Origin of the sequence: Acinetobacter sp. YH12041 (assembly GCF_013419975.1) — a bacterium.
GTDB lineage: Bacteria > Pseudomonadota > Gammaproteobacteria > Pseudomonadales > Moraxellaceae > Acinetobacter.
The window spans coordinates 82,029-94,581 of sequence record NZ_VOZC01000006.1; the positions used below are offsets into that span (position 1 = coordinate 82,029).

The 12,553-nt window shown below is 41.8% G+C and carries 11 protein-coding genes; 8 read left to right on the forward strand and 3 right to left on the reverse strand.

Features of this window, described 5'->3' with window-relative positions:
* Position 1: 1 nt before the first annotated feature.
* The 7 genes from FTU00_RS06850 to rplS all read left to right on the forward strand — a co-directional run bounded on the left by FTU00_RS06850 (position 2) and on the right by rplS (position 7,277).
* On the forward strand, positions 2–4,018 hold the full coding sequence (locus FTU00_RS06850) for a pilus assembly protein PilY (protein WP_257229791.1): 4,017 nt from the start codon (positions 2–4) through the stop codon (positions 4,016–4,018).
* Between the two features lie 9 nt (positions 4,019–4,027).
* Positions 4,028–4,489 (forward strand): type IV pilin protein, encoded by a 462-nt coding sequence (locus FTU00_RS06855; protein WP_286396274.1) that lies wholly within the window; start codon positions 4,028–4,030, stop codon positions 4,487–4,489.
* Positions 4,483–4,971 carry a type IV pilin protein gene (locus FTU00_RS06860; protein ID WP_180002714.1) on the forward strand — a complete coding sequence of 163 codons (489 nt, stop codon included), beginning with the start codon at positions 4,483–4,485 and terminating at the stop codon, positions 4,969–4,971. The genes FTU00_RS06855 and FTU00_RS06860 overlap by 7 nt, the downstream gene beginning before the upstream one ends.
* Positions 4,972–5,113: 142 nt before the next feature.
* Entirely contained in the window at positions 5,114–5,371 is a 258-nt protein-coding gene (rpsP, locus tag FTU00_RS06865) for a 30S ribosomal protein S16 (RefSeq protein ID WP_004826436.1), read from the forward strand.
* Positions 5,372–5,392: 21 nt separating this feature from the next.
* Positions 5,393–5,941 (forward strand): ribosome maturation factor RimM, encoded by a 549-nt coding sequence (gene rimM, locus FTU00_RS06870; protein WP_004787070.1) that lies wholly within the window; start codon positions 5,393–5,395, stop codon positions 5,939–5,941.
* A 43-nt stretch (positions 5,942–5,984) separates the two neighbouring features.
* Entirely contained in the window at positions 5,985–6,734 is a 750-nt protein-coding gene (gene trmD / locus FTU00_RS06875; protein ID WP_034704491.1) for a tRNA (guanosine(37)-N1)-methyltransferase TrmD, read from the forward strand.
* A 171-nt stretch (positions 6,735–6,905) separates the two neighbouring features.
* The gene (gene rplS / locus FTU00_RS06880; RefSeq protein WP_004787066.1) at positions 6,906–7,277 is read left to right on the forward strand and encodes a 50S ribosomal protein L19; all 372 of its coding nucleotides are present in this window, start codon (positions 6,906–6,908) and stop codon (positions 7,275–7,277) included.
* Positions 7,278–7,800: 523 nt separating this feature from the next.
* On the opposite strand, the gene FTU00_RS06885 is transcribed toward rplS, so the two are convergent.
* The 3 genes from FTU00_RS06885 to FTU00_RS06895 form a co-directional block, all read right to left on the reverse strand.
* Positions 7,801–8,769: a triacylglycerol lipase gene (locus FTU00_RS06885; RefSeq protein ID WP_034704494.1), complete on the reverse strand. Its 969-nt coding sequence runs from the start codon at positions 8,767–8,769 to the stop codon at positions 7,801–7,803.
* 169 nt (positions 8,770–8,938) lie between these two features.
* Positions 8,939–9,949, reverse strand: a complete 1,011-nt coding sequence (locus FTU00_RS06890) for a triacylglycerol lipase (protein ID WP_180179397.1) — start codon at positions 9,947–9,949, stop codon at positions 8,939–8,941.
* Positions 9,950–10,454: 505 nt separating this feature from the next.
* Positions 10,455–11,483, reverse strand: coding sequence for a lipase secretion chaperone (locus FTU00_RS06895; RefSeq protein ID WP_180179398.1), 1,029 nt, complete (start codon positions 11,481–11,483; stop codon positions 10,455–10,457).
* Between the two features lie 153 nt (positions 11,484–11,636).
* On the opposite strand from FTU00_RS06895, the gene truB reads away from it, so the two are divergent.
* Positions 11,637–12,542, forward strand: a complete 906-nt coding sequence (gene truB / locus FTU00_RS06900; RefSeq protein ID WP_180179399.1) for a tRNA pseudouridine(55) synthase TruB — start codon at positions 11,637–11,639, stop codon at positions 12,540–12,542.
* Positions 12,543–12,553 lie beyond the last annotated feature (11 nt).

Sequence of the window (12,553 nt, forward strand, 5' to 3'; positions counted from 1 at the left end):
GATGAAAACGATGCAAAATAAAAATCATACTTCTTATCGTCATAAGCTGCTTGCTGCCAGTATTGCTGCATTATCTACTGTGATGATTACAGGTACAACCGTACAAGCTAGTGATATAGATATTTATCAACAAGCTCGTTCAGGTGATATTAGTTTAATGATGTTGTTTGATATTTCAGGGAGTATGGGTGCGCCACAGCTTATAGGTGATGCTGATGCTTGTGATATTCCATCTGATAAGAGCGTTGCAAGTTCAGCTAACTCACCATCGGGTACCACGCCAAGTTATACCCGCTATTATTGTAATGTACTAGAAACAAAAACTTATAAGTATCGTTATAGTAGAGGTAATAACATTAGTAATAGATGGGTGGCATGTACTAATGATGCAGAAGACCGCTCTAGTTGTACGTGGGGAGCCGCATCTAGTGCACGCCCAAGTGGAATCGATAGTAATTTAGAACCACAGTCAAGCTCGAAGCTGATTCGTGAATCTACAACTAGCTACTACTATTATTATGAAGGTTATACGAGAGAATATCCAGATCGACTCACTCGTATTAAGGATGCGATGTTTGATTTGTTACAAGGCAATGCAAGTAAAGGCATTGCACCTGTTTCAGATGATAAAATTATTGGTTTATCGGCTTACTCATTTAATGGTACTGGTAATAATGGTTATGTGCTCATGCCTGCTCGTCGTTTAAGTGATGAAGTAACGATTGGTGGACAGACCAAAACGCATCGTGAATGGTTACTTGAGGCTGTGGCCAATAAGTTATATGCACGTGGTGGGACACCGACAGGTAATGCTTATGCTGAAGCGGCTGCTTATCTGATGGGCACTAAAACATTTGATAATAGTGAGCTCTATACAGCGACTGCTGGAAAGAATGTATTTTTTACCTACACCAATAATAATAAAACCTATTATACCCAATGTATGACGTGGAATAGCAATGGTGATTGTGCATATTGGCCATCATCGAGTCATTCAAATACAGCAGCACGTGATTTTGACTTCTTGCCGATTGATTTAACCAAATATACCTCTTCGAGCTGTACAGTCAAACTTAAAGACAGCTCATCACATGGTGGAACAAACTATACAGGCACTTGTTATAAATATACTGGTGGTATTGCAAGAGACAGTGTTTACAATGGATTTAACTACTCCATCAGTTTAGCTAAAAATGCAAGTGGTACTCATTATTTAAAACCGGAATCCATGACACAAACAGCTGATATTAAGAAGTGTAGTGGTCAAGGAATTTATGTGTTGACGGATGGTGTTCCAAGTGGTCAAACCAATGAACAAAAGGCGATGCGTAATGCGTTAAACGATAATGCGTTTTCATGTAATGGAACAGGCGATGGAACAGGTTGTGCATTAAGTTTTAGTGATCGTCTGTTAACGAATAACCCAACAGGGCTACAAATTAAAACTGCAGTTGTTGGTTTTGGTAAGTCATTTAATGATATTGACTCTTTTGATCGGAATAAAACGCGTGAACAGAATTTAGCAGCTTTAGGCACGATTAATACACCAACTAAAAGAGCCGCAGAATGGGGTATTAAAGGTGGCGGTGGATGGTATTCAGGCTCAAGTTCGAAAGATGTTGTAGATAGTGTCAATCACTTTATTAATGATTTAACCACAGAAATTCCTTCAGTTACCACGGGTTCGCCAACTATTCCTAAGGACGCATTAAATCCGGCTGTATTACAGGACGATGCTTATTATCAACAGTTCCAGCCAACACCGGATAAAACATTCCAATTATGGGCGGGTAACTTAAAGAAATATTTAGTAGATGAAAATGGGGTATTAAAAGGCAAGAATGGCAACAAAATAGTCGATGATGATGGAAAGATCCTTGATAATTTTGATTATTGGGCTGAGTCAATAACACCGGCTAATGTTGACATGGATGAAAATACTCCGGGAAGTACAAAATTTGCTTTACGTGGTGGATTCTGGTCTAAATTGGCTTTAAGAACAGATCCATTAAACAATCCAGGTACTGGAACGATAAAGCGTAAAGTTTTTACGGATCGTAAATATTCTTCTGGCTCTGCTGGAGATTCTATATTTTCTGGAATTTCTAGTGGTGATTTAAGACAAGTTAAACCTACTGATTTGACTGATAATGTGTACAAGTATGACGAGTATAGAGGATATCTAATACGGTCATTAGGATATAACATTGATGCAGCAAATCCGCCAACTGATTTAAATGCTTTGATTTTAGAACCAGAATTTCGTCAAACTGGTGCAGTCATGCATTCATATCCACTTATGTTAACAAATAAAGGGAAACTTGCTTTCAATACAACAGACAAGAGAATGGATTCAACAAATCGTGAAGACTACATCTTGTTTGGTACCACACAGGGTATGTTGCATGTGGTGAAAGCTGGAGAGTCTGGTAAAGCGGGTGGAGGTGAAGAGGTCTTTACATTTATACCAAATGAGATGCTAGAAAAACAGAGAAAGGCACTTGATGTACCTGAAGCAACTAATGGCGGGATGAATAATCTGTTTTATGGTATAGATGGACCTTGGACTGCATATACTGAATATGTTATTGATGATTCTGGTAATTTAACAGTTGGAACGGGTAAAGGTGGTCAGAAGGGAGTACAGGATGTCTATGGCGGTTTACGCATGGGTGGCAAAAGTTACTATGCGTTGAATCTTCAGAATATTAATAATCCTAAACTCAAGTTTCATATAGATCCATCTGGAAATTGTAGTAATTCGAATCCATTGGGTTGTATGGGACAAAGCTGGTCCAAGCCCACTATTGGCTTTGTGAATTGGGCTGGAAAGCGTACACGTGTAATGTTTGTTGGTGGTGGTTACGATATGGGATATGAAAATCCCGCATATAACCAAACTAATAAAATTGGTGCAGGTGTATATATGTTCGCAGCCGATGATATAGGTACGATCAAAGCTGGAGATTTATTGTGGTGGGGTAGTGCCAATGCTACATCAAGTGCAAATACAACAACTAGTGGGGTAGTTGGTACTCACCACGCAGAAATGCAATATAGTGTAGTCAGTGAAATTCGAAGTGTAGATCGTAATGGCGATGATCTGATAGATCATATTTATTTTGGTGATCTCGGTGGGCAAATTTTCCGTGTAGATTTTGATAATACGCAATCTACAATTGGTAAGGTTGTAAAAGCCCCAGTTCGTCTCTTTGATGGTCATGCAAGTGGAGGTAAAAGCCCTCGTTTTTATGATATGCCAGCTTTTTCACTCTATAGTAATAATGGCAATATTTTCGCACTAATTTCTCAGGGTAGTGGTAACCGTAGTAAACCATTATTTGCAGATAGTAGTTATGAATACGATGCAATTTATAATATTTATGATAAAGACGTATCCCGCAAAGATTTATTTGGAGCGACATCTTGGTTAACTAAAGATATTGAAGTCTCAGAATTAATTAAACTTACCGATGATGATCGTAAAAATGACACTACAATCAAAGCACCTGCTAGTTCTGACGGTTGGTACTATGAGTTTACCAACTGTCTAACAGGGTATGGTGATTGTGATGATTATACCAAGCAGACAGAAAAGGTTTTTGGAACCCCAGTTGCTTTAAATAATAAATTATTTGTTTCAACATTTGATGCAAGTAAAGATGGTCTGTCTGGCGACTGCGGTGCAGGTGTGAAAGGGGCAAGTTTGATGACCACTTTCTGCTTGCCTTATGGACAGTGTAAGAGTTCAGACCCTACAGGTTCGGGACGTTCATTTATTGGTGCAGGCATTCACACCATTACTGTCGGTAACGACAATAAAAAAGGCGGTGGTTCCGGTGGTGGTTCTGGCGGTGGTTCCGGTGGTGGCTCTGGTGATGAGCGACCAACAAGTGCTTCAAATTACTGTATTTCAACTGGTGGGCGTATGACAATTACAGTAACAGGAGCAGGTGGTGCAAGCGAAGAAACACAAATGTGCTTAATTCCTCAACGCTGGTACCAGAAATTTCGTTAAGGTGAGTTTATGAATAAAATGAATAAATTTGCTGAACGAGGTTTTACTCTGATAGAACTTATGGTCGTGGTAGTAATTGTGGCAATTTTTGCTGCAATTGCTATCCCGAGTTATCAGAATTATGTTCGGCGTGCAGAGGCATCCCAAGTGCAACAAGAAATTCAAAGATTAGCCAGTGAATTGTCTAAGTGGAAGTCTCGGAATTTCAGTTATCAAGGATTCAATTTAACGCCACAAACCATAAGAAATTACACTATTGAAATCAAAGATGGAACCGATACTGCTTTTAAACTAGATGATAAAGATGGTACTGAATACAAGGCTAATGGCCAGCAATGGGTAATTAAAGCAATTCATGCAGATGGAACGAATGTCTCTTTCTTGCAAACCAGTACAGGATTAAAGTGTAAAAATAAAGCAAAGGCAAATATTACCTATAGCAGCTGTGGTACAGGGGGTGAAGAATGGTGATTAGAAACCGACAGACAGGCTTCACTTTGATTGAGTTAATGATAGTTGTTGCTATTATTGGCATTCTGGCTGCAATTGCTTATCCCTCCTATCAACAACACGTGCGTAAAACAAAAAGAACGGATATGCAGGCAAGTATGCTGCAGATTGCTTCCCAGATACAGCGTTATAAAATTGCAAATTTTAAGGTAAAAGGTGCAGTTGCTAATGATTTTGGGATTAAAGCAGCCTATCCGGAACAAGGGACTCCTCTTTATACAGTAGCTTTAAAATGGATTGATACAGATGGGAGTGTAAAAGATACGACACCTTTAGGTTCTGAAAGATGGATCTTGATTGCAACACCAATTTCGACTGCAACACAATATCGTGATGGCCATATTGGTTTGAATTTTAAAGGTGAGCGTTGTTGGACCCAAGGTACAGATAATTCTGGTACAGCATGTACTCCATCTGCCACATCAAACTGGGACGGACGCTAACCAAATTCAAAATTGTGGATAACCAACTTTTGATCTTTCATTCAGGGCAAACTTCGCGTAAAATATTGCCCTCTATGAAAGGGGTTTGAAGTGTTCCGGTGGTCGGTACATGAATAATCCGTAAAAACTATAAGGTTCTATCATGGTTGTTATTCGTCTTGCACGCGGTGGTGCTAAAAAACGTCCGTTCTATCAAATCATTGTGACTGATAGCCGTAATGCACGTGACGGTCGTTTCATCGAACGTATCGGTTTCTTCAACCCTACAGCTCAAGGTAAAGCAGAAAAACTTCGTTTAGATGCTGACCGTTTTGCTCACTGGGTTTCTCAAGGTGCTCAACCTTCTGAACGTGTTGCTTCTTTAGCTGCTCAAGCTAAGAAAGCTGCAGCTGCTGCTTAATTTTAAGGTAGCAGGTAGCCCATGACACCAACACAGAATGTTCCCGAAGATCGTATTCAGATTGGACAGTTACGTTCAGCATATGGATTAAATGGGTGGCTCTGGGTCTATTCCAATACAGAACCTATGAGCAACATATTTGACTACCTTCCTTGGTACATTGAGACCAAAGCAGGTTGGCAAATTGTCGATGTAAAACGTTGGAAACCACATGGCAAGGGCTTGGTTGTTTCGCTAAAAGGTGTGAGTGATCGTACCGCAGCAGACGGCCTGGTGGGTGCTAATGTCTGGATTTCTAAATCGCAACTGCCTCAACCAGGCGTGGATGAGTATTACTGGTCTGATTTGAAAGGTCTAACTGTATTAGGTCTGGATGAAGAAGAACAGGAAGTGAATCTCGGTCAAATCCATGAAATGTTTGAAACAGGTGCCAATGACGTAATGGTAGTTCGCGCTACTGCTGACAGCGTCGATGGCGAAGAGCGAATGATTCCATGGCATAAAGATGTGGTACAACGGGTTGATCTCGAAGCTGGTCGTATCTACGTAAATTGGGGCGTAGATTATTAATCCTTAAAAAGGGTTAACACAGCAGGAAAATGAGGAGTCTGCGGTGTTCTTTGCAGTCATTACGCTTTTTCCTGAAATGTTTGAAGCGATTACAGCCTACGGTATTAGCGGGCGCGCAGCAAAACGTGATTTGATGCAAATTCATTGTATTAATCCACGAGAATTTGCTGAAGGGAACTATAAACGGGTGGATGAACGTCCATTTGGTGGTGGTCCCGGTATGGTGATGATGGCTGAGCCATTAGCGAAAGCAATTCATCGTGCCAAAGAGCTTGCAGCGCAAGCGGGTGCAGTTAACGTTCCTGTGGTGTATATGTCACCGCAAGGAAAAACCTTAAATGAACCTGCGGTACAGGACTTCGTAAACTATGACGGATTGATTGTACTTTGTGGTCGTTACGAAGGTGTCGATGAACGTTTGATCCAGAAATATGTTGATCAGGAATGGTCGATTGGAGATTACGTATTATCGGGTGGCGAGCTCCCTGCGATGGTGTTATTGGACAGTATTATCCGGAGACTTCCGGGTGCAATGTCAGATGAACAATCACACGTGCAAGACTCATTTGTGGATGGTCTGTTAGATTGCCCACAATATACCAAGCCAGACCATTTTGAAGGTATGGATGTACCGGACATCTTGAAATCGGGACATCATGCCAATATTGAGAAATGGCGGTTTTTGCAGCGATATCAGCGCACTTTGGAACGCCGGCCTGAATTGGTAGAAAAAGTTGAACTGACCAAGCAGCAAAAGAAATGGCTAAAAGATTTAAAAAGTGGCAACAATTAATCCTGTTGTCCAAATCTGTATTTAAGCAATGTTGTTTAAATATTTAAAATAGGCTCTTTATGCATTGAAGCGGTCAAGCATAAAGGGAAAGTCAATCGGGTCTATGCGATTTAGCCTCTATACCCAGCGATAATCAGACCTCTTCTGACTCGCACATATTGGAGATACCCCATGAGCGGTAAGCATCCTTTAGTACAAGCTGTTGAAAATGCTCAGCTTAAACAAGACATCCCAGCTTTTGCACCAGGTGACACAGTAGTTGTCCAAGTAAAAGTAAAAGAAGGCGACCGTGAACGTCTACAAGCGTTCGAAGGCGTTGTCATTGCTAAGAAAAACCGTGGTCTGAACTCTGCGTTCACAGTACGTAAAATTTCTAGCGGTGTTGGCGTTGAGCGTGTATTCCAAACTCACTCTCCAATCGTTGCTAAAATCGAAGTGAAACGTCGTGGTGACGTTCGTCGTGCTAAACTTTACTACCTACGCGAATTGTCTGGTAAAGCTGCACGTATTCGTGAAAAATTGCCAGCTCGTAAACAAGGTTAATTTTAGCCTTGCTTTTAAGCAAAAAAATGCGCCTTTGGGCGCATTTTTTTATGTTTGCTTTTATCTGGATTTATTCGAAATGTTCCTGCAAAGGCAAGATCATGGCATCCAAAATATCCAAGAAAATTTTATGAATAAACATCAGGAATAATACAAAATATCCCCAAGACTGGAATCCTGCATTAAAAAGTTGAATGCAAATAAAACATTGTGTGATAGCCAGTAAAATACTGATCCATACATTTGCGATAATATGTCGATGACAAGAGGGACAATAATAAGGCTCATATTTTTTAAATTGAAAAGGATTAATCACTTTTCGTTTGCAACAGGGGCAGGTTCTTTTAAATCTGTTTTTGATTTCTATAGAAGGTATCTGCATTTATTTTATTTCACAGTTCTTTTTATATTTGATGAATATTTTATATGCAGTTTAATCATGATTAACAAGTAAATTTCAAGAAAAAATTTAGCGAAAAATAAGATGGAAAAAGCCTCTGGATGAATAGAGGCTTGTGTAGCTCTATAAACCTTGCAGTTTTAAGCGGTTGGCATGCTGGCGATAAACATCGACTGGGTCTGGAGCAAAGACATTTTTTAACCCGAGTAACTGGTTCACTTCGTCCAGGTGGTTCCAGTTGTAGTTATCCCGAATGGTTTTACCGAATTTGGCACTACAGCGGGAGACCAGACCATCATTTTCCTTGCCGCCATCAATGAGCAGGGCTGTAACTTTGAGTGCTGAATCAGGATCGAGCGGGTTGGTAACTTGGCCTACACCTGTGAATGAATAGTTGTAGATACCTTTTTGTTGATATGCACCTTCACCACAGGTGGTAGTCGGCATACCAATGGGATATCTCTGATTAAAGTTCGCAGAGCCCAATGCCGTTAAACTGCTGCCACCCGCAAGTGAATCATGCGGATAAGAGTTTGGGTCCAGGCCTTGAGCCCAGGTAATGGCTTTAGAAACCAGATTTATTGTGCCGACCAGTGGCGCTTCAATAGCAGTCCCTTCAGCTTTTAGAATCAGGTCTGCAACCGGTGAACCTTTGTGCGGTGCACCTACTGTGGTTAATGAAGCCACCAGTTTAGGTTCTGAACCTGCTACATAACGAATTGTTGGGCCACCATGTGAGTGTCCGATCAGATTAACTTTATCTGCTCCGGTAATTGCGGCAATTTCCTTGACCTGCTCCAAAAGTTGTTCACCGCGAATTTCAGATGAGTTAAAAGGGGAGACTCGCGTTGCCCAAACATTCGCACCATTACGGGCCAGATCAGGTAAAATCTGATACCAATAGTCCAGTCCAAACTGGTCAGTGCCAACCCGAATGAAACCCGCCATGCCGTGTGAAAATACAATCGGATATTTGGTTTTGGCATATTGTGAACTGGCTTTCGCCGTCACCTGACTGGCCTGGGTAGAGGCATGAGCCGTAAAGCAGGCCGCTGCCATGAGCAGACCTGTCGTTAATACTCCATATTTCATCATTATTTCCTCATTCTTGTTGTTGTGTTAAGGCGATCCTCGCCATAATGTGGGGAATAGCCAGCTGAAAAGCTGACCCATTAAGCGTTTTGAGTGTTTTATCTCCCTATTTTTTTAAGTGAAAATAACGAAAAAGCCCTTATATCCGCAGATAGAAGGGCGATGAAAATTATAGATTCTGAAGTTTTAAACGATTGGCATGTTGACGGTACATCGCCACCGGATCTGGAGCAAACAGGCCTTTAAGACCAAACATCATATTGGCCAGATCGGTATGGTTCAGCTTGTACTGATCATTAATCACCTTACCAATGAATGCACTACAACGGGCGACCATGCCATCATTGTCTTTATTGCCATAAGATAGAGGGCCAAGCTGCATCAGGATGGTATCAATATCCAGCGCATTGGTCGCTTGAGCCACACCGGTCCAAGAATAATAATAGATACCGTTGCGGTCTTTCGATTTCAGGTTTTTATTGCAGTTTTCTGTAGAGGCTAAGACACCATCCTGCACCATCTGTTTAGCCACGCTGGCATTAAAAGAGCTGGAGCCAGTTTGGGTCAGGGATTTCATGGATGCATCGAAATCAATTTCCAGTTCGGGTTTGAACTGCCCGAGTGCAATGAGCGGTCCAATAATATAATCACCGAGAATATTGAAAGCTGTGCGGGTGAGAGTATTGTTCTGAATATCATCGGCCACTTTAGAGCCATGATAGGTGCCTGCGACCCCTGTAATGGATGCAATCTGCTGCGGTCGAGTTGCTGCCACATAAAGTACTGTCGGACCACCATGTGAGTGACCAATAAGATTGATTTTCTCTTTTCCTGTAATTGCCAGCACTTCATCAACCTGATGAATGAGCTGTTCACCACGGTGAGTCGTGGTATTGGCAGGCGACAATTGGGCGGCAAACACGGTAGAGCCATTACGAGCCATATCCGGCAGAATCTGATACCAGTAATCTAAACCAATGGTATCGGTACCTATGCGTTGCCAGCCTAGCCAGCCATGCACCATCAGAATAGGATATTTGGTTTTGGCATAGTCTGATTTGGCTTTTTCAGTGACCTGAACTGCACTTGCTGCCGCCTGGGTTTGTGTTGAAAAGCCAAAACCGAGACCTGCTGCCAAGGAAAGCGCCAGCATCTGTGTTGTTTTAATAAAAGTACGCATAACCGTTCCTTTGTTCATTTTATTGATATAAAAAGCAATCATTGCTCGGGAGTATTGATGCGCGATAAATATTGAAGTGGGATACCTCGATCGTGCAGACCTAATCTTCAATCACGCGCAAAAATTATTATTTTGAAGCAGAAGCATTTTTTCATGCTGATGAGCCAATTCCATGTCATTTTGGGCCACGCCCGGTGAGCATTTATGAGTCCATAAATTTGCAATTTATATACGTATGTATTTTATTATTAACTCCTTGAAATCTAAGATTGATAAATTTTTAGGCTGAAATAGTTAGAAACAAATAACAATGTTAAAAAAAGTAATCAGCCCAAGAAAATCAAGGCTTTCAGAGGGAAATGGCTTTGTTAAACTCTCAAAATAAAGGGTCGTTGTTACTGTTTTTATATAAGAGATGAGACAAAAAAAAGGGAATAAGAGAAGATATTCGACGCCGTAGCAGTACTGTGTAGCTACGGCGTCAATGAGCAATTTTAGCTGAAAATTAATTGGCAAAGGGTAGGGTCCCACCCTGATCATGTACCTGTTCAAATGTACCTACACGAAGCCGTTCTTCAGGGCGCTGGAAATGTTTCTGACGCAACTGATCAACTGCCTGCTGTTTGGCATTTTCACTCAGGCCACTTTTTAGGATGTTATCGCGCTCGCCCAAGTAACGCGTCACACTGGATTTCCAATTCGCACGTTCATCATCAAGTTTTTCCAGACGTTGGGTTGCTTCAGGACCGACCAGATTCAGGCGCATCTGACGGATTTCTTCCGCAGAACCACCTCGGGCTTTAATATCAGCGGTGAGTTTACGCAGATCTTCCAGTTTATTCAGTTGCTCCAGATTTTCTTGCCAGTCCTGCGGTAACTGCGCAAATAGTTCTTTTAGCTTCTGGGCTTTTTCTGCTTCGCTCAGCTTTTTATCCGCCATGACTGCCATCCGGTCTAAGGTATATTCATGATAGGTATCTTCAGTGCCAAACAGTCCTTCAATTTCATAATCAGAGAAAAAGCGTTTACGCAGGTTCTGGGTGCTGGCATAGATACTGCGGTAGTAAGCTGGATCTTCTTGATCCAGACCTGCAGGTGGAGTCAGTTCTCCCAAACCTTGACGATACTGGATATAACGATCCCAAAGATCCAGAACTTGTGAGAGTGCAGGATCCTGATAATTTTGTTGAATATAGGCTTTAAAATCTCGCTGGATTTGTTCGAGGTTTTTTTCCCCATATTGGGTAATAAAATATTCAAAACAGTTACGGGTCTGTTCATTGACAATCAGGCGATTGCTGGCATCCATCTGCATCTGGCAATTAATTTCCGTATCCTGCTGGCTTGGACTCGGGAATATATTATTTACGGGGCCATTGGCCAGTGCTGCTGCCTGTTGAGCACTGCTTTCATTGGTGGATTGCGGGCCCGAGACACGTGCCTGTGCTTCATCCCTGGGCGCAAGCCATAGAATCAGGGTAATCAAGCACAAGATGATGAGCGCAATCACGATCCATAGTTTATATTTCTGCATATCCTATGCACCTTTATTTTAATTATCGGATTATTTTAAATTTTGCATTCGGCAGGATAGGAGATATTGCACCTTATATGCTGTAGAAAAGTTGTAAATAATTGGCAGGGGTTTTACCATTGCGCCAATTTATAAAATGTCTGACTTTTTGCCATGAAAGCTTCATCTCCTAAAATTCAGCGTCGTCATATCAGCGGTGTATTTCTATTAAATAAGCCTCTAGGCATCAGCTCGAATGCTGCATTGCAAAAAGTACGCTGGTTATATCGTGCGCAAAAAGCTGGACATACTGGTGCACTAGATCCCTTGGCATCCGGTCTTTTACCGATCTGTCTGGGTGAGGCGACCAAGTTTTCGCATTATCTGCTGGATTCAACCAAACGTTACCAGACCACAGTTTTTCTAGGACATAGCACCACCACAGGTGATGTCGAAGGGGACATACTGCTAGAAAAGCCAGTCCCTGAACTGAATGAAGAGTTGATTCAGGAGACAATTGCCAAGTTTATCGGTGAGATCCAGCAAGTGCCACCGATGTATTCGGCTCTGAAAAAGGAAGGTCGTCCGCTGTACGAGCTGGCGCGTAAGGGTATTGAGATCGAACGTGAAGCACGTCCAATAACCATTTATGCAATTGAGCTTTTATCTTTTACTGAGAATAGCATTACGCTGGATGTGACCTGCTCCAAAGGCACTTATATCCGGGTACTCGGCGAAGATATTGCCAAAGCACTCGGTACTTATGGTCATCTGACTTATCTGCACCGTACTCAAACCGGTCATTTTGAAATTATTCCAAGCTATACCATTGAATATCTGGAAAGCTTGACTGAGGCAGAACGTGAAGCACTATTATTGCCAGCTTATGCACCGGTACAGCATTTCCCGCAGATTCAGGCACCGGAAGGCCGTGCAGAATATTTTAGCCGGGGTATGGAAAGTAATATCGACCATCCGGCAGAGCCACAGGTGGTGGTCTTTGATGGTGAGAAATGCTTAGGTCTGGCTGAAATCACGGATAAAAAACGTCTGGTACCCAAACGTGTTCTTAATCTCTAGGCACGTTGAAT